This window comes from Pseudomonas sputi (assembly GCF_021603585.1).
Lineage (GTDB): Bacteria > Pseudomonadota > Gammaproteobacteria > Pseudomonadales > Pseudomonadaceae > Aquipseudomonas > Aquipseudomonas sputi.
Genome location: NZ_BQHI01000036.1, coordinates 18244 through 39128 on the forward strand (window position 1 = coordinate 18244; position 20885 = coordinate 39128).

The window sequence follows — 20885 nt, forward strand, 5'->3', positions numbered from 1 at the left end:
TGTAATCCTTTCATATCATTGACGGCCGAGGCGCGCCCGCTCAGTCTTCGTGCTCCAGTTTCTTTGCCTCGGGGGTTATCCATGCCTTTTTTCACGGTTGACGGACAGGCGCTTCACTACATTGATCAAGGCACGGGCCCGGCGGTGCTGCTGGCCGGCAGCTACCTGTGGGACCAGGCCATGTGGGCCCCGCAAATCGCAGCGTTGTCGGCGAACTATCGGGTGATTGCCCTGGATCTGTGGGGCCATGGTGAATCCGGTCGTTTGCCGCAAGGCACTACTTCGCTGGACGACATCGCCCGTCAGGCACAGGCCTTGCTCGATCATCTGGACATCGACCGGGTCACGCTGGTCGGGCTGTCGGTCGGCGGCATGTGGGGCGTGCGCCTGGCACTGTCGGCGCCACAACGGCTCAACGGTATGGTACTGATGGACACTTACGTCGGCGTCGAGCCGGAGCCGACCCGCCAGTACTATTTCTCGCTGTTCAAACAGATCGAGGAAAGCGGCGGGATCTCCGAGCAACTGCTGGATATCGTGGTGCCGATCTTCTTCCGCCCGGGCATCGATCGGGCGTCGGCGCTGTATCAGGATTTCCGCGCAAAACTCGCCGGCTATTCAGCCGAACGCCTGCGCGAAAGCATCGTGCCGATGGGACGCATCACCTTTGGCCGTGATGATCTGTTGCCGCGTCTGGGCGAGCTGAATGCGGCCACCACGCTGGTGGTCTGCGGCGATCAGGACAAACCACGCCCGCCGTCGGAAGCGCGGGAAATGGCCGAGTTGATTGGTTGCCCGTGTGTGCTGGTGCCGGAGGCGGGGCATATCTCCAATCTGGAGAATCCGTTGTTTGTGACCGACACGCTGCTGAAGTTTCTGGCGCAGATGAAGTAACGAAAACGCCCACGCATTGCGTGGGCGTTTTTTATTTCGGGCCGAGAATCTTCGCCAGTTTGTCCGGCGTCGGCGCGCCTTGCTGTTGTTGCAGTTCGCCCTTGTCGTCCATGTAGAAGATCGCCGGAGTAGCCTGCAACTCCAGGTCTTCCATCAACTGCATGTTGGCCGCGAGTCTGGTCTGCACGGCAACTGGAATGTCCTTCAAGGCCTTGAGGGTGCTGGCCTTGCCGGCCTTCTCGTGATCTTCCAGGGCTTTGCTCGGGTCTTTGGCGGCGAGCAGGGCGGCGGCTTTGGCCGGGCTGTCTTCGCGGATGATGCCGACCATGATGTGTCGTAGCTGCACCTTGCCGGCCTTGACCCAGGGGCGGGCCTGTTCCCAGAACATGTTGCAGTACGGGCAGTTCGGATCGCTGAACAGGTACACGGTGCGCGGTGCATCCTTGTTGCCGTCCTGAATCCAGTTGCTGGCCTCGAACTTGGCCCAGACTTCCTTGGCCATCGGCGCGTAGACCAGTTTTTGCAGCGGCGCGCTGCTCAGGTCATTGCCGTCGGCGTCGTACAGATTGCCCAGCAGCACGTGCTTGCCGTCCGGCGTCAGGTACAGCGCCATGCCGCGGTTCTGGTATTGCGCGGCGTAACCGCGCAGGCCGTCCGGCGCGTCGAACTGGCCGACGATCTTGGCGCCCTTGGCTTCGATTTTCTTGATCGCTTCGGGCAGTTCTTCAGCGGCCTGTACTGACGGCAGTTGCAGCAGGGCGGTGCCCAGAGTCAGCGTCAGCAGATGGCGGAGGCGGGGCATGGCAGTTTCCTTGCAGAGGTGGCCGGTGCGGCGTTCGTATTCGGATTGGGGATGTCGAAGTTTTCCAGGGCGCGGGCCAGGCTGGCGTTCGACAACTCGCCCAGATGGCTGCTCAGCAAGCGACCGTCCGGGCTATAGAACAGCGTAGTCGGCAGGGCCATGGAGCCCACGGCCTGGCCGAGGCGTCCACTGCGGTCGAACAGCACGTTGTTCAGGCTCAAGCCCTGGGTTTCGAGAAACGTGGCAACGCTTTGCATGCTTTCGGCCTGGTTGACGAACAGGAACGTCAGGTCCGGGCGTTGTTGCTGGGCGTTTTCCAGCACCGGCATTTCCCGGCGGCACGGCGGGCACCAGGTGGCCCACAGGTTGATCACCAGCGGCCCGCCCTGATAGTCGGTGAGTTTCACGGTTTCTCCGGCGGCGTTGCGCAGGGTGATGTCCGGCAGGCGTGTGCCCTGCTCGTAGATGTTCAGCGACAGGCTCGCCAGCACCCAGAACGCCACACCACTGACCACGCCGAAACCCAGCGGTCGACGCAAACCCGGTCGGCGCCAGCCGCGATACAGCGCCGCGAGCAACAACACGATCACCCCCGGCCAGGCGAGAAAGCCACCGTCTCGCAGGTCGATGATCTGCCACGGATCGTTGCGATAGTGGCCCCAGTACACAGCGACAAACGCAATGCGCGCGGCCAGCATGCCGAGCAGAAACAGGCTGAACAGCACCGACTCGGGATTGTCACCGCCGCGCTTGGCCACCCGCCAGCCGACGAAGGTCGCCAGTGCCAGCGCACTGATCAGCAGCAGGTGGTTGAGGGCGATGGCAAAGGTGCCGAGTGTGAAGGTCAGCATTAACGGGCGTCTCGGGTGGTGGTCCAGCGTTGCAGGAAAGTATCGGCATCGACCTCGCCGGTGATGCGCTGGCTGCGGCGCTCTTCACCGTCGGCGCCGATCCACACGAAACTCGGTGGCCCCGGCACTTTGTAACGGCCGAGCAGTTCGCGGCTGGCGGCATTGTCGGCGGTGACGTCGAGTCGGAGCAAGCGCACATCGCTCAGAGCCTGCATCACCCGCATCTGGCCGAACACCTGCTTCTCCATGACTTTGCACGACACACACCAATCGGCGTAGTAATCGAGCAGCACCCACTGGCCCTGTGCTTTGGCGGCGTCGAGCTCGCGTTGCAGGGCGGCGGGATCCTTGATCGTCGTGAAGGCTTCGTGGCCGCTGGGCGCCGCAGATCCGACGCGTCCGGCGCTGTACACCTGCAACGGCTGATACGGATCGTCACTGCCGCCCGCTGCACCGACCACCAGCAGACTGCCCCACAGGCCCAGCAACAGCGAACCGGCACCGAACAATTGTGCGACGCGACCAAAGCCCTCGGACTGTTTCCAGGCGCTGTAAGCGGCGATCAACAGCAGCGCGCCGCACAGACCCAGCCACAGCGACGGCTCCAGCACCGGACGCAGCATCAGCAGCGCGGTGGCGAGGAACAGGAAGCCGAACACGCCCTTGAGCAGATTCATCCACGCGCCGGGTTTGGGCAGGAAGCGATTGCCGACCGTTACCAGCAACAGCAGCGGTACGCCGATGCCGATGCCCAGGGCAAACAGGATCAAACCGCCGTGCAGCGCGTTGCCGCTTTGCGCGATGTAGAGCAGGGCGCCGGCCAGCGGTGCGGTCATGCACGGGCCGACCAGCAGACCGGACAACGCACCCAATACGCCCGCGCCGACCAGACTGCCACCGCGTTGACTGCGCGAGGCGTGTTCCAGTCGATCCCGCAGGGCCACCGGCAATTGCAGCTCGAAGAAGCCGAACATCGGCAGCGCCAGAACCACAAACACTGCCGCGAACGTCCCGAGCAGCCACGGGTTCTGCAACCACGCCTGCAGGTTGGCACCCAGCAGCGCGGCAATGACACCCATCGCCGCATACACCAGGGCCATGCACACCACATAACTGCCGGCCAGCGCAAAACCCCGACGCGGCGTGGCGCCGCTGCCGACCACCATGCCCGCCAGAATCGGCAGCATCGGCAACGAGCACGGCGCAAACGCCAGCAGCAGACCGAGACCGAAGAACACCAGCAGACTCCAGCCCAGCGAGTGCTGTTGCAGGCCGCTGGCCAGTGCCTGATCCGCTGCTTCATCGGTCGTTGCTGCGGCTTTGCCGCCGAGGTCGATCACTCGGGTCTGTGGTGGATAGCAAAGACCGGCGTCGGCGCAGCCCTGATAACTGACCTTTATCTGGCCCGTGGCGGGTGCCGGAATCTTCAGTTCCAGACCCTGGCGATAAACCGGTTGCTCACCGAAATACTCGTCGCTGTGGGACTCGCCTTCGGGCAGGGCCGGGACATTTTGCGCCGCCAGCCCGTCGAACTTCAGACGTTTCTGATACAGGTAATAACCGTCGGCGATTTGCCAGAACAGCTGGGTTTCACCGGAATCCAGACGTTCCGAGGTCAGCACGAACGCTTTGTCGACCGGCAGAAACTCCGGTTTTGAAGCGAAGGGATCATTTCCCGCCTGGGCCAGACTCGAAATCAGCAATGCAAAAAACAGAAAAAAATGACGCATGGAGGAGCCTTGTCCCTGTGCAATTGAGGGGCACAATGGGCGGCGGCGATTAACCAATGATTAACCGCTCTCTGCGGGTGTTTTGTGAGGAGAATTCGATTCGACTGCGATCGTCTCCAGCACGTTACAAGTATTTTGGCAGACCTGGCCAGGAATCCTCATCGATGTCGTACGGACCGAACAGCTCTTTCGCGTTCTGTTCATACCTCAGGTATTGGTTGTCGGTTAGGAAGATATAGAAGTAACGATCAAATGCGGAGCGATCATTAAGCACCGCAGTGATCATGCGACCCTGATAATAATCGTTAATCTCAGACCAGGGAGAGCCTTCAAGTGGTTTGATCTGAAGTTCGCCAGAGAATGTATCGAAGACGAGATAGTTTTCATCTTTCAAAAGTACCCAATACTCATCCGTGGTCGAAGTAGTACCTTGCCACATGACACCGATAATCCTGTCAAACCAGGGAAGCAGTTTGGCCCAGCGTGATTGGGCAACGGTGGTTCTGGATTTAACTTGTTCTTGCTTCTGGTAATACTCACATACCCATGGGGTGCCATCGCGATAGTAAAAGAGCCAGAGAGAGTCAGGGGCATTGAATCCGAAGCCGGTGGTGGTGAATCCAAAGCAAAGGTCTTTGGTCTCTATCTCCAGGTTGCGCCAGTCCACCCCCATTAGTTTGACACTCCCTTCAACCTTGTTGTCACCAATGCCGAATCGGCAAAAGGCCTCGTATTGTTTGAAGAAGAAAATAATGGCGTCGGGCCCTGTGCGCCAGTCGACGGCGACCAGACTATTGATTTTTGTCATGTTCATTTTCCTTTTGGCTAATAGCGGTTGTTTGATTATTGATAGGTTTGTTAGTTGTTGTTGGTTGATGTATCGAACGGTTGTTTCGATGGGCGTACAGTAGCGAGTTGGAAGTGTTTTTAAAATATGGTTTTAGGTTGTATGTGTTTCGATTTGATAATTTTCATTGTGATTTATATTGGGTTGTTAGTTGAGAGGGTTTGCTTTTTTTGCTGTTGTACTGGTTTCGATAACGAGACATTTTGAAGTCGCACTTTTCCTCAGTCACCATGCTGGTCATAATTGGCGCTTAATCCTGCGCTGCTTGAATCGCGTTTTTACCCATGGAGTTCCCATGCACGTACTGGTTTGCGAAGACGATGAGTTGATCGCCAGCGGGATCGTCGCCGGGCTGGCGGCGCAAGGCCTGACCGTCGAGCACGTCAACACCGCCTCCAAGGCGCGGGCGATACTCAAGGTTGCCGAATTCGACGTGATGGTGCTGGATCTCGGCCTGCCGGACGAAGATGGCCTCAAGTTGCTGCAACAACTGCGTCAGCAAGGCCTGGAGATTCCGGTGCTGATTCTGACTGCGCGGGATTCGGTCACCGACCGTGTCGACGGTCTGCAGTCCGGTGCCGACGACTACCTGCTCAAACCGTTCGATTTGCGCGAATTATTCGCCCGTCTGCAAACCCTGTTGCGCCGGGTGGCCGGGCGCAGTGTCAACCTGATCGAACACGGCGCGCTGACCTACGACCCGAGCAGCCGCGAAACCACGCTGGCGGGGCGGCCGGTGGACCTGTCCCGTCGCGAACAATCCCTGCTGCAAGCGTTACTGCACAACCGCGGCCGGGTGCTGTCCACCGAGCAGTTGAAGGACAGCGTCTACGGATTCAACGATGAACTGGAGAGCAACGCGCTCAACGTGCACATCCATCACCTGCGCAGCAAACTGGGCAAGGGCATCGTCGAAACCGTGCGGGGTCTGGGCTATCGCCTGGGCCCGGCCGATGGCGGAGAACCGGACAAGTGATGAGCCTGCGCCTGCGCCTGAGCCTGACCCTCGGCGCCGCGTTCGCGCTGATCTGGGCACTGGCGGCCGCCTGGATGCTCAGCGACCTGCGCAACCAGATGATGTTTTCCCTCGACCAGCGCCTGGTGGCGTCGGCGCGGATGGTCGCCGGGTTGCTTGAGCAGTTGCCGGCCATTCCGAGCAAGGGCGAAGGCACCCACTTCAGCGCCGAGCAACTGAACATTCCCGGCGGCATGGCCTGTCAGGTCAGCTCGCTGCGCGGGGAAATCCTCGCCCGCAGCCACAACAATCCGGAACAGGCGCTGGAAGCCCAGAAGATGGGCTTCCACGATCAGATGATCGATGGCGCGCCATGGCGCAGCTTCACCCTGGCCCGGGGCGATGTGCGAATTACCACCGCCGACCGGGTCATCGAGCGCGAAGCCCTGAACATGTCGATCCTGCTGGCAGCCTCGGTGCCGGTCGGTGTGGCACTGCTCGGCTGCCTTTGCCTGTTGTGGCTGGGGATCGGCCAGGGCCTGGCACCGCTGAACCGCTTGCGCGAAGCCTTGATGCGCCGCAATGCCGATTCGCTGGAGCCGTTGCAGTTGCAGTCATTCCCCAGCGAATTGAAACCGCTGCTCGAAACCCAGAATCAACTGTTCCAGCGCATCGGCAAGACCATCGAGCGCGAACGTCGCCTGACCGGCGATGCCGCCCATGAATTGCGCAGCCCTCTGACGGCGATCAAGACCCACCTGCAAGTGGCGCGCATGACCGAAGGCAGTGCTCGCGATCAGTCGCTGGCCCGGGCCGAGGAGGGCGCCGACCGCCTGCACCGGACCCTTGAGCAACTGCTGTTGCTGGCGCGGGTCGAGGGCAGTCTGTCGTTCGACGACGGCGTGCAGTGCAGCGCCGAACAGGTGGCGAAACTGGCGATCCAGGACTCGGCCAGCGACCAGCGCCAGCGCATCAGGCTGCATCTGCCTGAGCGGTTGTCCAGCGCGCCCCTGCAAATGCCGGCGGTGCTGTCGATCGCGGCCCTGCGCAATCTGCTGGACAATGCTTTGCGTCATACGCCGACGGACGGCGCGGTGGACCTGAGCCTGGAAACCACCGCCAATCGCGTGCGTTTCGTGGTGCGCGATCATGGGCCGGGCATCGCCCCGGACGACCTGCAACACCTGACCCAGCGCTTCTGGCGCAACGGCCAGAGCACCGGGTGTGGACTGGGGCTGGCGATTGTCCAGGCGATCGTTCAGCGCTGCGCCTGCACCCTGCATTTCGACAGCCGTCCGGATGGTTTGCGGGTCGAGCTGACCATGCCGCTGCAACCGGTCTGACTTTTTGCCGGGCACATCAAATGTAACCTCTCTCCATTAGTCATCCGCCGGCCGCAACGTTATTGTCGCCCAGCCTTTGACTCAATGGATTGAGGGAAACAGCACCATGCAAGCACCCATCCACATCTGTCCCGCCACCCTCGCCGACGCCGGCATCATCAGCCGGATTCTCGAACGCTCGATCCGTGTCGGTTGCGCGCTCGACCATCGCAACGATCCACAACTGGTCGACCACTGGGTCCGCCGACAATCGGCTGAACACATCAGCGCCTGGCTCGCCGATCCCCATCATTATCTGAACATCGCGCTGCTGCGGGACAAACCGGTCGGGGTCGGCATGGCGGCGGCCAATGGCGAGATCACGTTCTGTCATGTGCAGCCGGAGTGGTTTCGTCGCGGTGCGGGTCGCGCACTGATGGGCGATCTGGAGAGGTGGCTGCGGATTCGTGGCCAGCCTTGCGTCACGCTCGCCAGCACGCGAACCGGCGCGGCGTTCTACCGGCGCCTGGGTTATCGCGAAACGGCGTCTGCTCTCATGCAACACGGCGTTTTGACCCTGCCGATGCACAAGGCGCTGGTATTGTCGGCCTGACATTCGATCAAGGGTGTAAATCCTCGACACGCTGGTGCGTTTCCAGAACAGGAAAACCTGCATGTGCGCCCCGCGACCGGAACGCGCACCTGTCCGGTGTGCAGTTTTGGTCACCATCCATCGCGTATTGAGGGGTCGAAAGATGTCAGTCGCCACCAGCCTTATCGAAGAGTCGTCCGCCCGGATCGCCTCCGCGCCGGCTGAAACGCTGTATCAGTTCAATGAATCGCCGTTGCTGGCCCGTCAGAGCCGGCAGGAATCCAATGCCCGCAGCTACCCGCGCCGGATTCCCCTGGCGCTGAAGCGCGCCAGGGGCCTGTACGTCGAGGATGTCGAGGGACGCACGTTCATCGATTGCCTGGCGGGTGCCGGCACTCTGGCGCTAGGGCATAACCACCCGGTGGTGATCGAGGCGATCCAGCAGGTGCTGGCCGATGAACTGCCGCTGCACACCCTGGACCTGACCACGCCGGTGAAAGACCAGTTCGTGCAGGACCTGTTCGGCCTGTTGCCGCCTGCATTGGCCAAGGAAGCGAAAATCCAGTTCTGCGGCCCGACCGGCACCGATGCGGTGGAAGCCGCGCTGAAGCTAGTGCGCACCGCCACCGGACGCAGCACCGTGCTGTCGTTCTCCGGCGGTTACCACGGCATGAGCCAGGGTGCCTTGAGCCTGATGGGCAGCCTGGGCCCGAAAAAGCCGCTGGGTGCGCTGCTCAGCAATGGCGTGCAATTCATGCCGTTCCCGTACGACTACCGTTGCCCGTTCGGCCTCGGTGGTGCGGCGGGTGTGAAGGCCAATCTGAGTTACCTGGAAAACCTGCTCAATGATCCCGAGGCTGGTGTGCAATTGCCGGCAGCGGTGATCGTCGAAGCGGTGCAAGGCGAGGGCGGTGTGATCCCGGCGGACATCGAGTGGCTGCGCGGTCTGCGCCGCATCACCGAAAAGGCTGGCGTGGCGCTGATCATCGACGAGATCCAGAGCGGTTTCGCCCGCACTGGCAAGATGTTTGCCTTTGAACACGCCGGCATTACCCCGGATGTGGTGGTGCTGTCCAAAGCCATCGGCGGCAGCCTGCCGCTGGCGGTGGTGGTTTATCGCGACTGGCTCGACACCTGGCAGCCGGGCGCTCACGCCGGTACGTTCCGTGGCAACCAGATGGCGATGGCCGCCGGCTCTGCCGTGATGCGTTACCTGGTTGAGCACAAGGTTTGCGAGCACGCCGCCGCCATGGGTGAACGTCTGAGCGAGCACCTGCACCTCCTGCAGCGTGACTTCCCGCAACTGGGCGACATTCGCGGTCGTGGCCTGATGCTCGGTGTCGAGTTGGTTGATCCGAACGGCACGCCGGATGCACTGGGCCATCCACCTGCGTTTGCGCGCCTGGCGCCGCTGGTTCAGCGCGAATGCCTCAAGCGCGGGCTGATTCTGGAGCTGGGCGGACGTCATGGTGCGGTGGTGCGATTCCTGCCGCCGCTGGTGATCACCGCTGCGGAAATCGATCGCGTCGCCGAGATCTTCGGCCGTGCATTGAGCGCCGCGACCGCCGGCCTGTAAATTTTTCGCCGCGTCGAACGTTCTTTCTACATACCCGGCTGCACCCGTCGTGCAGCCCACCCTTACAGCGATGGAGACACAGCATGACGTCAGTATTCGACCGCGAGGACATCCTCTTTCAAGTCGTGGTCAACCACGAAGAGCAGTACTCGATCTGGCCGGACTACAAGGCCGTGCCGGAAGGCTGGCGCACCGTCGGCAAGAGCGGCCTGAAAAAGGAATGCCTGGCCTACATCGAAGAAGTCTGGACCGACATGCGTCCGCTGAGCCTGCGCCAGAAGATGGAAGCGCAAGCGGCTGCACAGTAAGTCATCGGCCAAAAAGAAACCCGCTGGACTGGAAACAGTCAGCGGGTTTTTTCATGTCGATCGTTCCTGCACAGACGGTGATCGTTCCCACGCAGCGCGTGGGAACGATCATGACGGGGCAACTGGTGTTACGCGCCGCTGAGGCCCTTGAGCAGCGCATCCACATTGCCTTCCAGCTCCGCCACCGGATCCGCTGCATCGGTGCTCAGCACCAGCAGCTGACTGCCCGATTCGGCAATCGCCGCTTTTACCGCGTCCGACGGCTGGCGATGGTGCAGCACCACCGCCACGTCATTGTCTTTCAGCGTGGCGGTCAGTTTTTTCAGATCCTCCGGCGTCCACTCGGCGTCCGGTCGCGCATCCTGCCCGATCAATTCCAGATTCAGGCTGCCGATCAGGTAACCGAAGTGATCGCTCAGGCTCATCACGCTCAAATTGTCGGCACGGGCCAGACGCGCCTCGCTGTCGGCGCTGAGTTTCAGCAGACGCTGTTTCAGCGCCGCCAGATTGGCCTCGATCTTCGGTTTGTCCTTCGGTGCCAGGCGCACCAGATCCGCCGCCATCACATCGGCCATGCGCCCCATGTTGTTGCTGGCCAGCCACGGTTGACTGTTCAGGCCGTCGACCTTGAGTCCCGGTTGCACGGCAATGCCGGGCAGGGCGCCGTCCACCGGACGGGCGGCGTCGACTTCGACGATGCGGATGTTGCTGCGGCGGGCGATCGGGTACAGCGGGTCATCGGCCCACAGCGAGCGCACGCCGATCACTGCATCGGCGCCGGTGGCCAGTTTGCTCAGCGCGGGGGCGCCGCGACCGGTGAAGTAGGCGGTCTGGCGGCTGCCTGGCAGGTTGGCCGGTGCTGCGCGTTCGAGGCTGATGGCGGTGCCCTTGAGCAGGACGTCGCCCAGACCGTAAGTGATGGGCAACGAGGCCAGCACCCGCAACGGTCGGGTGTTTTCAGCCGCCAGAACAGTCGTGGAAGCCACGCCGCACAGGGCGATGGCCAGAGCCAGTTGTCGCAATGAAAAAGCCATTTATCCAAGGTTCCCTTTCAGACTGGGGACGACGCCCCGGGCAATCGCGGCGAGGGCGAAGGCGATACCGGCAACCAGAATGATCGCAGCGCCGGACGGAATCGGCAGGTCGAACACGATGGGCGCGAGAATCCCGCACAGCGTACTGACCGTGGCGATCAGCACCGAACACCAGAAAAAGCCCTTGAGCGACTGGCTGAGCAAGCGCGCTGCCGCCGCCGGAATCACCAGCAGGGCGCCGACCAGAATCGCGCCGATGACTTTCACAGCTGCAACCGTGATCAGCGTCACCAGAATCACGAACAGGTAATCCAGAGTCTTCACCGCGACGCCACGTACCGCCGCGAGTTGCGGATTGAAGCTGGCCAGCATGATCCGGTTGTACAGCGGCAGGGCCAGCGCCATGACCAGTGAACCGACGATGGCCAGTACCAGCAGATCGTTGCCGTTGACTGTCAGCACCGAGCCGAACAGCACGTTTTCCAGAATGTGCACGTTGATCCTGCCCGCCAGAATCAGCAGCAGGCTGGCGCCCAAGGCGAGGGACACCGACAGGAACACGCCGATCAATGTGTCCGGAGCCAGCCCGGTACGGTTGCGCAGGTAGTTGAGCAAAATGCCGAACAGCAGGCAGTAGCCGAACAGGCTGCCGTACGGACCGGTGTAGGGTTCGCCGAGCAGGATGCCGATGGCCACGCCGGTCAACGCCGCGTGGCCGACCGCTTCGGAGAAAAACGCGAAGCGCTTGACCACCACCAGCGTCCCGAGGCCACCCAGTACCGGGCCGATCAGCAGACCGGCAAGCAGGGCGTTGACCACAAACCCGTACGCCAGGGCTTCCGGCAGGTAACCGGAAGATGCCCAGCCCTGCACCATCAAACGAAAGGCTTCGTAACTCATCAGGCAGCGCTCCGTGGATGGGTCGAGAACAGGGTCAGCAGGCGTTCCGGGGTCAGGGCCTGTTGCGGCGTGGCGTCGAACAGCACCCGGCGGTTGAGACCGGTGACGCGATTGGCCAGACGCCCGACCGCTTCCAGATCGTGCTCGATCCACAGCACCGTGATGCCCGCCGCGCGCCAGTCGCCCAGCAAACGCTCGAACACCTGGATCCCGGCTTCGTCGAGGGCCGACATGGGTTCATCCAGCACCAACAATTGCGGAGCGGGGATCAGGCCTTGAGCGAGCAACACACGCTGGCGTTCGCCACCGGACAATGCGCCCATCCGCCGCTTGCGTTTGTCCTGCATGCCGACTCGCTCCAACGCATCACCGATGGCACCGGCGTAGCGTTTGCTCAAGCCGAGGAAGGCCGGGCGGCGCTGGCACATGGCGGCCATAAAGTCATCGACGGTCATCGGCAGGCCCCGATCGAACTCCAGCGCCTGCGGCACGTAGCCGATGGTGCCGGGTTCGCCGGGCCATTGCAGGCTGAGCCGGCCCTGATGGGGCATCTGCCCGAGCAGGGTCTTGATCAGCGAGCTCTTGCCGCCGCCGTTGGGACCGACCAGCGCATGCACGCTGCCGGGCTGCACCTGAAAGGTGACCATGTCGAGGATGGTCGTGCGGCCGAGGGTCAGGCTGACGCCGGCGAAATCCAGGGTCGGGCCGCTGCGGGTAATCGACAGGTTTTCCTGAGCCGTCATGCGCCGGACTCCTGAATAGCGCGAACCACGGTATTGAGGTTGCCGGTCATTTCCTTTTCGTACTTGTCGGCGGTGTATTCGCCGTAGGAAATGTGCGACAGCGGGTACAGCTTCACGCCGGACTCGCGCTGAATGGTTTCGACGTAAGTGGACGGGAAATCCATCTCGGAGAAGATCACCTTCACATCCAGTTCCCGCAGTTGATCGATGGTTTTCTTCAGCTGGCTCGGGCTCGGCTCGATGCCGTGGGCGGGTTCGACCACAGCGGTGACTTCCAGGCCGAATTCACGCAGCAGGTAGTCATAAGCGGCGTGCACCGTGGCAACCCGCAGTTCAGCGTTCGGCGCCTGGGTCAGTTTGGCCAGGGCGTCGGCGCGCATCTGCCGCAGGCGTTTGCCATAGGCGCGGGCGTTCTGGGTGTAGGTCCTGGCGTTGTCCGGGTCGAGCTTGCCCAGTTCCCGGGCGATGTTGTTGACCTGGGCAATCGAGGCGCTGATCGACAAGAACGTGTGCGGGTTCACCACTTTGCCGGCACCGCGTGCGGCAACCCCGGTGGCGGCCAGCAGTGGCACGTTCTCGTTGGCTTCGATGGTCTTGATGTCCGGCGTTTCGCTGGCGGCGATCATCCGGTCGGCAAAGTCGTCATGGCCGACCCCGTTGAGCACGATCACATCCAGCCCGCTGATGCGCTTGATGTCTTCGGCGCGCGGCTCGTAGGCGTGCGGGTTGAAACCGGCGGGAATCAGCGGTACGACCTCGGCCTTGTCACCGACGATATTCGCCACGTAGCTGTAATACGGATGCAGGGTGATGCCGATACGCAGGCGCTTGGTCTGATCGGCGCTGGCCAGCGGGCTCAGCAGGCAGGCGCACAGGCCGATCAGCAGCAGGCGCAGGAAAGGGCGGCGTTGAGATGAACTAGGCATGGGCAAGCGGTCTTCTCTCGAATGAAGGCGAGGGTTCAATGACGATGTTCACGGGTCACCCCGGCATCGAATTGCGCGACGATCTGTTTCCACCCGGCAGCGCTCAGCGCTGCGTCGGATAGGTCTGTCGGCGCTTGCAGTTCGGTGGCGCGATTGAGCCAGATGTCCGGGGCGGCATCGTTCAGGCGCATCAGGAACGAGCCGGCCACGGCCGGTGCCTGGCTGTGGCCGAAGTAGGCGCGATCGGTCAGCAACTGCCAGACATGGCCGCCACGACTGACCGAGCTGGCGTCCTGGGCGAATGGCGCGAAACCTTCGTCCGCCAGGTTCTGCGGGGTCGGCAGTGCCTGTTGTTCTTCGCGCAGCAGGCGGATCTCGTCGAGGGTCACCCGCAGATCGGCATAGATGCCTTGTTCGCTGGCGCCGAGGTCGCGACGGGCGTCCAGTTGGTGCCTGGAAACCGGCTCCGGCTCGTGGGACACACCGCGCCATGCCACCACGGAACCGGCGACCGCGAGGATCAACAGGCACATCAGCAGCACATTGAGGGTTTCGTGCCCGGCACCGGCCGGGCGTACAACTTGGGTGGTCGGCGTGGTCATGGGGCTTCGATATCCGCTTGGTCGATTTCCACCACGTGGCCGGGGCCTGCGTCGAACAGCACGTAGAATTCGGCGCCGGGTTTCTTGAAGGTCAGCGTCGAATCGGCGCCGAGCTTGCCCGGCACCAGGATCGTTTCGTCGTAACCGATCACATCGAGGGTTACCCCCGGCGCGCCGCTGCCGTCGGAGAAACCGCCGGTGCATTTGATCTGTTCGGCGTCGATGGCCTTGCACTCGCACATAGGGTTGTGGGCCAGGGCGCTGGTACTGAAACCGGCACACAGCGCCAGCCATGCAGCGCTCATGCTAAGGCGGAAAGGACGGCTCATGGTTTGGCTCCTTGTTTGTTCAGCCAGGCGATGGTGGCGGGAGAGGCCTGGCTCAGGGGAATCGAGGCCTGGTGCATGCTGCCGTCCCAGCCTTCCATGGTGATCCACAGTTCGGCGTCGGTTCGGGTCTTTTCCGGAATCGGCAACTGGGTGCCCATGCGATACGGCGTTCCGAAGAAGATCACCCCGGCGGCGCGCAGGCTGCGCGGTTTGCCGATGCGCAGGTAAGTGGCCTTGACCGGCTCGATACAGGCATCGCACAGCGCGGCATTGAAACCTTTCAGATAGCCCGCCGGGCCGTCGGAACGCGGCGCCTCGTCACGCAATTCGGCCAGACGCAGACTCCACGGCCCGACCTGGATTTCGCCGATCTCGCGCTCGCCCAGGCCGCTGTCACCACGAAACAGTGCGGCGTCGGCAAAGTATTTGGGCATGAAGCCCAAGGGGATCAGCAGCAACAGCACGTTGATGTGGAAGCGCCATTTGTGCCAGATCATGCTCAGCCGTGAAGGCTGAGCCACGGTAGCGAACTTGCTCACAGACTGGCCTCCGACGGTTCACGTTGGCGGGCCGGCTGCGCCTGCACGCGCTGTTTCTTGTGCTCGCGCTTGAGGGCGTTGGCGGTGGCCAGCGCGGTGCGCTTGGTCCAGATCAGCAGGCCACTGAGAACCATCATGCTCAGCAGCAGGCCGAAGAAGAACCAGATCAGCTTGATCCACAGACCGCCGAAATCTCCGGTGTGCAGCGGGCGCATGGATTCGGTGACGAACTCCAGCGACGTGCGATCGGACAACAGCCGCGAAGCCGCCACGTCACCGCTGTACGGGTTGAGCGTGGCGGTCTGGAACATCAACGGATACCAGCCGCGTCCGCCGATATCCATGTGCGCGTAGGCATTGCCCGGCAGGCTGATGAAGCTGGCTTCCAGACCGGGGATTTTTGTCTGGGCGATTTCGATGGCGCGGTCCAGGCTGATACGCGGCGGTGGCGAACCGTCGCTCGACAGCGGCACGGCTTCGCGGGACATGGCCGGAATGATCGGCTCGCTGGAAATGGAAATCTGATTGTCCGACAGCAGTGCCTGGATCAGGAACCAGGTACCGGTGATCGAAATCACCGCGATGAACCAGATCGACCAGATGCCGCTCAAGCGGTGGAAGTCGCCCCAGAAGATCCGCGCGCCATGATTGAAGCGCAGGGTCGGGCGGAAAAAGCCTTTCCAGAAGCGCTTGTAAACCACCAGCCCGGTCACCAGCGAGGCCAGCATCGGCAGGCCGAGGAACGACACCAGATACCAGCCCCAGCTGAAACCGTTGGTGAACGGCACCAGCCACCAGCCATGCAGTGCGCGGGTGAACGCCTTGAAGTTGAAACTCGGCGCGGTGCCCTGGATCACCCCGGTGTACGGGTTGACGTAGACCGTCAGCGAACGGCCGTCGGGGTAGCTGACGTCGACGTCGAGGGCAAAGTGCGACTCGTCCGGACGGTTGATGCTTTGCACCAGGGTCTGGGGTTCGGCTTTCTTGATTTCGGCGAGGATCTGGTCGTAACTCAAGCGCGGTGCATCATCCGACGGCGCGCTCGCGCGCATCTGCGGGTTGGCCAGCCAGACGATTTCCTGACTGACCACCGCCAGGGTGCCGGTGACGCAGACGATCAGAACGAAAAACCAGATCGGCAATGCCAGCCAGCTGTGTACCAGGAACCACAGTTTCGAGCGGGATTTCTTCGACATGATGACGGGTCTTGATTCAGTGAGAGGGAGCGGTACTACGGGCTTCGCAGCACGGGAGTCCCCGAAAGGCCGGTCGTGGCTTTTGCCTACGCGACCGGCCCGCATCTCTATAAGACGGATGACCGAAGCAAATCCCGATAAACGATATGAAAGTAAATGTTTCGCGATTGCAGGCTGCTGGCGCATGGGCGGATTTTTGTGAGGGGGCGAAGAAGTCCGAGGGCGCATGCCGCCGGATCGAAGGAGGGGCATCAGCGGAGAAACGTCGAGTGCCTCGGCGCCCCACAGCACCCGCAACGGCAGGTTCAGGTGACGACCGGCCGCAAGGTCGGCGCGGTCATGTTCCAGGTCGACGCCGGCACTGGCCCGCATCCTGGTATCGCCGGGCGTTCATGACTGGACGTGAAGCGTGGTTCGACGGTTCATGAATCGTGTTCGCTCATCCCCGCGCGCTGCGCGGGAATGGATATGCGGCGTTGCTAACCCTGCTGGAACATTTCCTGCGCCCGCTGCTCGATCTGCGCCTGGGTCAGGTCCTCCTTGCGCGTGGCCAGGAACCACAGATGCCCATACGGATCTTTCAGCGTGCCGCTGCGGTCGCCGTAGAACTGATCCTTGACCTCGGACACCGAGGTGGCGCCAGCATCCAGTGCACGCTGGAAGGATTTGTCGACATCGGTCACGTACAGATGCAGCCCGACCGACACCGCGTGATCCGGATTGCTCAACGGTCCTTGATCGCATGGCGAGCCGAGCATGATCGCGCTGTCGCCGATGCGCAGTTCGGCGTGGCCGATGCCGCCGTCGGGCATGCTCAGGCGCATGACTTCGGTGGCACCGAATGCCTTTTTATAGAAGTCGATGGCTTCGGCAGCTTTGTGAATGCCCAGGTACGGGGTAATGCTGTGATACCCCTCGGGAATGGGTTTGACGTTCATGGCGGTACTCCCTGTTTTTTATTAGAGGTTGAAAGTGTGCCTTCGCCGGGGTTGCCGGTCGCTCAACTATAGATCCGTGCCGCCGCCGTGACCGAGTAGCTGACGAGCAGCCCTGCGACGCCGGCGTGGAGCCAAAAGGCGGACCACCCCAATCGCCGTTGGAGCTGGCGATCGTGTTCGCCGACTACGCACGGGAAGCCGAGGACCATGGCATCGGGCCTCTCACTTGGGAACGTCGAGAAAGTGCGCGCCCGGCCCTTGCTCGCCCAGCACATCGCCCTGATTGCGTAGCGGGCAGGCCTCCATCGACAGGCATCCGCAACCGATGCAACTGGTCAGCCGGTCCCGCAGCAGCATCAACTGATTGATCCGCTCGTCCAGCTCACGCCGCCATTGCTCCGACAACACTTTCCAGTCCGCCGCCGTCGGCGCGCGGTTGTCAGGTAGCTGTTGCAACGCCTCACCGATTTCTGCCAGCGGAATGCCCAGGCGTTGTGCCACTTTGATCAACGCCACCCGCCGCAGCACTTCCCGTGGATAACGTCGTTGATTGCCGGCATTGCGCTGGCTCTTGATCAATCCCTTGGATTCATAAAAGTGCAGGGCAGTGACCGCGACACCGCTACGGGCCGCGACTTCGCCGACGGTCAGTTGCTTGTGCCGTTTTTCCGCAGTGATCATTTGAAAAGTGCCTATTGACCTCTAGTTAACTCGAGGTTTTACCCTGCAGGCCTCCGAATCGCAAGATTCGTCTGACAGAGTGGGGATGTCATGCAAGCACCAGCGAAAAACCGCAGCTTTACCCAATTGATCGAATTTGAAATCGAACCCGGCCAGCAACCGGCGCTGGTCTCGGCGCTGGCGGTGCAGACTGAACGTCTGGCCCAGCGTTACCCTGGTTTTGTCAGCGCCAGTGTCCAGGCCAGCGACGACGGACGGCGAGTGTTGAGTTTCCTGCAGTGGCAGTCCCGAGAGGCGGGGGAGGCGGCGTTCCAGAGCTTCGAAACCGGAGAGCAGGATTTCTGGCAACTGATCCGCACCCATCAGGCGCGAACCGTGACCTTCGGTTCATTCCAGGTGCTGAGCAGCATCGCCCGCAGTCATGACGACGGCTTGCACTGCCAACTGGTCGGCTAGATCGACAGCCGGATCAAGCGCTCGCCTTGCCGGTTTTCCGGGGGACGCCGCTTGTTCACCGCCAGCTCGCTGATCTAGATCAGCCGCGTGCGGGGGACGTTGCGGCTCAGCCCGGGCATTGATCGTCGCCATGGGGCGGCAGGCACCAGGAAACATCCTGTGAAGGGCGAACCCTGCCCGAATTCCGATAGCCACTATTGAGAGCGTTGATTTCTGCCAAAGCGTGCCCGGGCGTAGCCTTTCTCCATCGACCCACACTGCTCGCCAGGACGCTCCCATGAATCGCTTACTGACTGTTTCCCTGATGCTCGCTGTCTCCGTTCTCGCCGGTTGCGCGAGTCATGTTTCCCCGGAACTGCGCCCTTACACGGCGGAAGAAGCCCGCGAACTGGCGCTTGAGTCGCTGAACCGTCGTGGTCTGTCCTTCGAGGAATATCATGCGAAAAAAGCCCAATTGCTCGGCCAGCCGCAAAAGGCCTTCGGTTTCGACAGCAAGGGTGAAATGAGCGCCGAACGGGCCGTACAGCTGCACGGTCGTCCTAGCTGATTCAAAACTGTACTGATCGAAGTTTTACTCAACTGTCCATGGGTTTGCGCGGCGCCGTGGGATAGGGTCAACACCTGAATGACCCTGACGGACTGCCTGCCATGACTCTCTCGCTTGACCTGCTGCTGGGCTTTGCCCTGTTTGCCCTTGTCACCTCGATCACGCCGGGGCCGAACAACACGATGTTGCTGGCGTCAGGCGTGAACTTCGGCTTCAACCGCACCATCCCGCATATGCTCGGCATTACCTGCGGCTTCTTCGTGCTGGTGGTGGCGGTGGGTTTTGGCCTGGGGGCGGTGTTCCAGACCTATCCGCTGCTTTATACGATCCTGCGTTATGTCGGCGCGGTGTACTTGCTGTACCTGGCGTGGAAAATCGCCCATTCCGGCCCGGTCGGCGACAACGAGCAGGGCGAGGCGAAACCGATCAGCTATCTCGGCGCGGCAGCCTTTCAGTGGGTCAATCCCAAGGCCTGGATCATGGCCATCGGTGCCATCAGCACCTATACGCCGATGCAGGGTTATTTCAGCAACGTGATCGTGATTGCGGCGGTGTTCGCCATCATCAACCTGCCGAGTGTCGGCGTCTGGGCGGCGTGCGGGACTTTGCTGCGCAACGTGCTCAAGGATCGTCGCTGGTTGCGGATGTTCAACTGGGGCATGGCGGCGCTGCTGGTGATTTCGCTGTATCCGTTACTCCTTGAAAGCTTTAGCTGACGCCGTGCTACAACCGCCGGCCCGATGCCTGTTAAAGTCGCGTTCAGGAGCGTTCCTACGCACTTTTAAATGAAGTTGTTCTTCTTTAACGGCATCCGATCAGGTATTGATGACGCTCTCGAACCCGGACGCAGCTCACAAGGCGGCGTCGTGCCGTTTGTAGACACGAGCTTCCTGATCCCGGAACACGCTCTGCGAGTCTTTTTATGAACACACGTCCGCTGTATTTCGATTACGCCGCCACCACCCCGGTGGACGAACGGGTTATCCAGGTGATGATCGAGTGTCTGGGTTTCAACGGTAACTTCGGCAACCCGGCCTCCAGTTCTCACGTCTTCGGCCAGCAGGCCCGGCAAACGGTCGAGAACGCTCGCCGACAAGTCGCCGAACTGGTCGGCGCCCAGGCGCAGCAGATCGTCTGGACTTCCGGCGCCACCGAATCCAACAACCTTGCCCTCAAAGGCGTAGCCCAGGCCCGTGGCGCGTCTGGCGGGCACATCATCACCAGCCAGATTGAACACAAGGCCATCCTCGACACCGCCCGGCAATTGCAGGACGCCGGTGTCGCCGTGACCTATCTGGTGCCGGACGCCGACGGCCTGATCACCCCGCAAGCGGTCAGCGAAGCGATGCGCGATGACACTTTTCTGGTGTCGCTGATGCTGGTCAACAACGAACTCGGCACCGTCAACGACATCCCGGCCATCGGCGAAGTGGTGCGTGGTCGCGGGTCGTTGTTCCATGTCGATGCAGCCCAGGGCGCTGGCAAGGTCGCGATCGATCTGGCGCAATGGCCGGTCGATCTGATGTCCTTCTCGGCGCATAAACTCTATGGCCCCAAAGGCATTGGCGCGCTGTACGTCGGCCCGCGTGCGCAACAGCGCTTACAGGCGCAGATTCACGGCGGAGGTCACGAGGGCGGCTTGCGTTCCGGTACGCTGGCGACTCACCAGATTGCTGCGATGGGCTCGGCGTTTGCCCTGGCCGCCGAGGCTTTCGATGACGAGAAGAAAACCATCGCAGCGTTGCGCCAGAGACTGCTCGAACAACTGTTGAGCCTGCCCGGCGTGCGCCTTAACGGCAGCGCCTCGCAGCGCATCCCGCATACCCTTAGCCTGACCTTCAGCGAAGGCGAGTTCAACCCGGCGGCGCTGAGCCATGCGATCGCGTTTTCTGCGACCTCGGCCTGCAATTCCGCGAGCAACGTGCCGTCCCACGTCTTGCTGGCATTGGGGCATGACGCGCATCTCGCGGGGCGGACCATTCGCCTGAGCCTCGGCCGTTTCACCACCGCCGAAGACATCGACAAGGCTGTAGAACTGATCAAGACCGCCTGCGCCAGTGCTCCGGCATTCTGGGCGACAGGCCTTTAACGAGCCGGCTTTGAACGGCACCGAACAA

General features: G+C 61.9%; 24 protein-coding genes and 1 pseudogene. 10 read left to right on the forward strand and 15 right to left on the reverse strand.

The genetic code is table 11. The features are described 5' to 3' along the window. Positions 1 to 81 precede the first annotated feature (81 nt). Complete coding sequence (locus tag L6D81_RS27080) at positions 82 to 894, forward strand: alpha/beta fold hydrolase (protein ID WP_236182658.1); 813 nt, start codon at positions 82 to 84, stop codon at positions 892 to 894. Positions 895 to 925: 31 nt separating this feature from the next. Here the strand turns inward: L6D81_RS27080 and dsbG are convergent, their stop codons facing one another. The 4 genes from dsbG to L6D81_RS27100 all read right to left on the reverse strand — a co-directional run bounded on the left by dsbG (position 926) and on the right by L6D81_RS27100 (position 5085). After that, positions 926 to 1696 (reverse strand): thiol:disulfide interchange protein DsbG, encoded by a 771-nt coding sequence (gene dsbG, locus L6D81_RS27085; RefSeq protein WP_236182659.1) that lies wholly within the window; start codon positions 1694 to 1696, stop codon positions 926 to 928. Then, entirely contained in the window at positions 1672 to 2547 is an 876-nt protein-coding gene (locus L6D81_RS27090; RefSeq protein WP_236182660.1) for a TlpA disulfide reductase family protein, read from the reverse strand. The genes dsbG and L6D81_RS27090 overlap by 25 nt, the downstream gene beginning before the upstream one ends. Further along, positions 2547 to 4277, reverse strand: a complete 1731-nt coding sequence (gene dsbD, locus L6D81_RS27095) for a protein-disulfide reductase DsbD (protein ID WP_236182661.1) — start codon at positions 4275 to 4277, stop codon at positions 2547 to 2549. The genes L6D81_RS27090 and dsbD overlap by 1 nt, the downstream gene beginning before the upstream one ends. A 124-nt stretch (positions 4278 to 4401) precedes the next feature. Further along, positions 4402 to 5085 (reverse strand): hypothetical protein, encoded by a 684-nt coding sequence (locus L6D81_RS27100; protein ID WP_236182662.1) that lies wholly within the window; start codon positions 5083 to 5085, stop codon positions 4402 to 4404. A gap of 334 nt (positions 5086 to 5419) precedes the next feature. On the opposite strand from L6D81_RS27100, the gene L6D81_RS27105 reads away from it, so the two are divergent. The 5 genes from L6D81_RS27105 (at position 5420) to L6D81_RS27125 (ending at position 9877) form a co-directional block, all read left to right on the forward strand. Then, complete coding sequence (locus L6D81_RS27105; RefSeq protein ID WP_236182663.1) at positions 5420 to 6100, forward strand: response regulator; 681 nt, start codon at positions 5420 to 5422, stop codon at positions 6098 to 6100. Further along, entirely contained in the window at positions 6100 to 7422 is a 1323-nt protein-coding gene (locus tag L6D81_RS27110; RefSeq protein WP_236182664.1) for an ATP-binding protein, read from the forward strand. Before L6D81_RS27105 ends, L6D81_RS27110 begins: the two co-directional genes overlap by 1 nt. Before the next feature lie 106 nt (positions 7423 to 7528). Then, entirely contained in the window at positions 7529 to 8014 is a 486-nt protein-coding gene (locus L6D81_RS27115) for a GNAT family N-acetyltransferase (RefSeq protein WP_236182665.1), read from the forward strand. A 142-nt stretch (positions 8015 to 8156) separates the two neighbouring features. Beyond that, positions 8157 to 9569 carry an aspartate aminotransferase family protein gene (locus L6D81_RS27120; protein ID WP_236182666.1) on the forward strand — a complete coding sequence of 471 codons (1413 nt, stop codon included), beginning with the start codon at positions 8157 to 8159 and terminating at the stop codon, positions 9567 to 9569. Positions 9570 to 9652: 83 nt separating this feature from the next. Then, entirely contained in the window at positions 9653 to 9877 is a 225-nt protein-coding gene (locus tag L6D81_RS27125; protein WP_007917715.1) for an MbtH family protein, read from the forward strand. Between the two features lie 128 nt (positions 9878 to 10005). Here L6D81_RS27125 and L6D81_RS27130 read toward each other — a convergent pair whose 3' ends face one another. The 10 genes from L6D81_RS27130 to soxR form a co-directional block, all read right to left on the reverse strand. After that, positions 10006 to 10911, reverse strand: coding sequence for a metal ABC transporter substrate-binding protein (locus tag L6D81_RS27130; RefSeq protein WP_236182667.1), 906 nt, complete (start codon positions 10909 to 10911; stop codon positions 10006 to 10008). Next, on the reverse strand, positions 10912 to 11811 hold the full coding sequence (locus L6D81_RS27135) for a metal ABC transporter permease (protein WP_236182668.1): 900 nt from the start codon (positions 11809 to 11811) through the stop codon (positions 10912 to 10914). Continuing rightward, positions 11811 to 12554, reverse strand: a complete 744-nt coding sequence (locus tag L6D81_RS27140; RefSeq protein WP_236182669.1) for a metal ABC transporter ATP-binding protein — start codon at positions 12552 to 12554, stop codon at positions 11811 to 11813. Before L6D81_RS27140 ends, L6D81_RS27135 begins: the two co-directional genes overlap by 1 nt. Beyond that, positions 12551 to 13480, reverse strand: a complete 930-nt coding sequence (locus tag L6D81_RS27145; RefSeq protein ID WP_236182670.1) for a metal ABC transporter substrate-binding protein — start codon at positions 13478 to 13480, stop codon at positions 12551 to 12553. The genes L6D81_RS27140 and L6D81_RS27145 overlap by 4 nt, the downstream gene beginning before the upstream one ends. A gap of 35 nt (positions 13481 to 13515) precedes the next feature. After that, positions 13516 to 14082, reverse strand: coding sequence for a DUF6162 family protein (locus tag L6D81_RS27150; RefSeq protein ID WP_236182671.1), 567 nt, complete (start codon positions 14080 to 14082; stop codon positions 13516 to 13518). Next, complete coding sequence (locus tag L6D81_RS27155; RefSeq protein WP_236182672.1) at positions 14079 to 14411, reverse strand: hypothetical protein; 333 nt, start codon at positions 14409 to 14411, stop codon at positions 14079 to 14081. Before L6D81_RS27155 ends, L6D81_RS27150 begins: the two co-directional genes overlap by 4 nt. Continuing rightward, positions 14408 to 14950, reverse strand: coding sequence for a thiamine pyrophosphate-binding protein (locus L6D81_RS27160; RefSeq protein WP_236182673.1), 543 nt, complete (start codon positions 14948 to 14950; stop codon positions 14408 to 14410). The genes L6D81_RS27155 and L6D81_RS27160 overlap by 4 nt, the downstream gene beginning before the upstream one ends. Further along, on the reverse strand, positions 14947 to 16146 hold the full coding sequence (locus L6D81_RS27165) for a PepSY-associated TM helix domain-containing protein (protein ID WP_236182674.1): 1200 nt from the start codon (positions 16144 to 16146) through the stop codon (positions 14947 to 14949). The genes L6D81_RS27160 and L6D81_RS27165 overlap by 4 nt, the downstream gene beginning before the upstream one ends. Positions 16147 to 16625: 479 nt before the next feature. Beyond that, positions 16626 to 17084, reverse strand: coding sequence for a VOC family protein (locus tag L6D81_RS27170; protein WP_236182675.1), 459 nt, complete (start codon positions 17082 to 17084; stop codon positions 16626 to 16628). Positions 17085 to 17306: 222 nt separating this feature from the next. After that, the gene (gene soxR / locus L6D81_RS27175; protein ID WP_236182676.1) at positions 17307 to 17765 is read right to left on the reverse strand and encodes a redox-sensitive transcriptional activator SoxR; all 459 of its coding nucleotides are present in this window, start codon (positions 17763 to 17765) and stop codon (positions 17307 to 17309) included. 90 nt (positions 17766 to 17855) lie between these two features. Between soxR and L6D81_RS27180 the strand changes: the two genes are divergently transcribed. After that, positions 17856 to 18221 carry an antibiotic biosynthesis monooxygenase family protein gene (locus L6D81_RS27180; protein ID WP_085700141.1) on the forward strand — a complete coding sequence of 122 codons (366 nt, stop codon included), beginning with the start codon at positions 17856 to 17858 and terminating at the stop codon, positions 18219 to 18221. Here the strand turns inward: L6D81_RS27180 and L6D81_RS27185 are convergent. Beyond that, positions 18218 to 18334 (reverse strand): annotated as a pseudogene (locus L6D81_RS27185) (sigma-54-dependent Fis family transcriptional regulator); the annotation flags it as partial. The gene L6D81_RS27180 and the pseudogene L6D81_RS27185 overlap by 4 nt on opposite strands. Positions 18335 to 18498: 164 nt before the next feature. Between L6D81_RS27185 and L6D81_RS27190 the strand changes: the two are divergent. From L6D81_RS27190 to L6D81_RS27200, 3 genes are all read left to right on the forward strand, one after another. After that, positions 18499 to 18768 carry a hypothetical protein gene (locus tag L6D81_RS27190; RefSeq protein ID WP_236182677.1) on the forward strand — a complete coding sequence of 90 codons (270 nt, stop codon included), beginning with the start codon at positions 18499 to 18501 and terminating at the stop codon, positions 18766 to 18768. A gap of 101 nt (positions 18769 to 18869) precedes the next feature. Beyond that, positions 18870 to 19484 carry a LysE family translocator gene (locus L6D81_RS27195; protein WP_236182678.1) on the forward strand — a complete coding sequence of 205 codons (615 nt, stop codon included), beginning with the start codon at positions 18870 to 18872 and terminating at the stop codon, positions 19482 to 19484. 206 nt (positions 19485 to 19690) lie between these two features. Further along, positions 19691 to 20857, forward strand: a complete 1167-nt coding sequence (locus tag L6D81_RS27200; protein ID WP_236182679.1) for an aminotransferase class V-fold PLP-dependent enzyme — start codon at positions 19691 to 19693, stop codon at positions 20855 to 20857. Positions 20858 to 20885 lie beyond the last annotated feature (28 nt).

Coding starts and splice junctions, on each gene's coding strand:
- L6D81_RS27080 (WP_236182658.1), top strand. CDS start 82: ATGCCTTTTTTCACGGTTGACGGACAGGCGCTTCACTACATTGATCAA.
- dsbG (WP_236182659.1), bottom strand. CDS start 1,696: ATGCCCCGCCTCCGCCATCTGCTGACGCTGACTCTGGGCACCGCCCTG.
- L6D81_RS27090 (WP_236182660.1), bottom strand. CDS start 2,547: ATGCTGACCTTCACACTCGGCACCTTTGCCATCGCCCTCAACCACCTG.
- dsbD (WP_236182661.1), bottom strand. CDS start 4,277: ATGCGTCATTTTTTTCTGTTTTTTGCATTGCTGATTTCGAGTCTGGCC.
- L6D81_RS27100 (WP_236182662.1), bottom strand. CDS start 5,085: ATGACAAAAATCAATAGTCTGGTCGCCGTCGACTGGCGCACAGGGCCC.
- L6D81_RS27105 (WP_236182663.1), top strand. CDS start 5,420: ATGCACGTACTGGTTTGCGAAGACGATGAGTTGATCGCCAGCGGGATC.
- L6D81_RS27110 (WP_236182664.1), top strand. CDS start 6,100: ATGAGCCTGCGCCTGCGCCTGAGCCTGACCCTCGGCGCCGCGTTCGCG.
- L6D81_RS27115 (WP_236182665.1), top strand. CDS start 7,529: ATGCAAGCACCCATCCACATCTGTCCCGCCACCCTCGCCGACGCCGGC.
- L6D81_RS27120 (WP_236182666.1), top strand. CDS start 8,157: ATGTCAGTCGCCACCAGCCTTATCGAAGAGTCGTCCGCCCGGATCGCC.
- L6D81_RS27125 (WP_007917715.1), top strand. CDS start 9,653: ATGACGTCAGTATTCGACCGCGAGGACATCCTCTTTCAAGTCGTGGTC.
- L6D81_RS27130 (WP_236182667.1), bottom strand. CDS start 10,911: ATGGCTTTTTCATTGCGACAACTGGCTCTGGCCATCGCCCTGTGCGGC.
- L6D81_RS27135 (WP_236182668.1), bottom strand. CDS start 11,811: ATGAGTTACGAAGCCTTTCGTTTGATGGTGCAGGGCTGGGCATCTTCC.
- L6D81_RS27140 (WP_236182669.1), bottom strand. CDS start 12,554: ATGACGGCTCAGGAAAACCTGTCGATTACCCGCAGCGGCCCGACCCTG.
- L6D81_RS27145 (WP_236182670.1), bottom strand. CDS start 13,480: ATGCCTAGTTCATCTCAACGCCGCCCTTTCCTGCGCCTGCTGCTGATC.
- L6D81_RS27150 (WP_236182671.1), bottom strand. CDS start 14,082: ATGACCACGCCGACCACCCAAGTTGTACGCCCGGCCGGTGCCGGGCAC.
- L6D81_RS27155 (WP_236182672.1), bottom strand. CDS start 14,411: ATGAGCCGTCCTTTCCGCCTTAGCATGAGCGCTGCATGGCTGGCGCTG.
- L6D81_RS27165 (WP_236182674.1), bottom strand. CDS start 16,146: ATGTCGAAGAAATCCCGCTCGAAACTGTGGTTCCTGGTACACAGCTGG.
- L6D81_RS27170 (WP_236182675.1), bottom strand. CDS start 17,084: ATGAACGTCAAACCCATTCCCGAGGGGTATCACAGCATTACCCCGTAC.
- soxR (WP_236182676.1), bottom strand. CDS start 17,765: ATGATCACTGCGGAAAAACGGCACAAGCAACTGACCGTCGGCGAAGTC.
- L6D81_RS27180 (WP_085700141.1), top strand. CDS start 17,856: ATGCAAGCACCAGCGAAAAACCGCAGCTTTACCCAATTGATCGAATTT.
- L6D81_RS27190 (WP_236182677.1), top strand. CDS start 18,499: ATGAATCGCTTACTGACTGTTTCCCTGATGCTCGCTGTCTCCGTTCTC.
- L6D81_RS27195 (WP_236182678.1), top strand. CDS start 18,870: ATGACTCTCTCGCTTGACCTGCTGCTGGGCTTTGCCCTGTTTGCCCTT.
- L6D81_RS27200 (WP_236182679.1), top strand. CDS start 19,691: ATGAACACACGTCCGCTGTATTTCGATTACGCCGCCACCACCCCGGTG.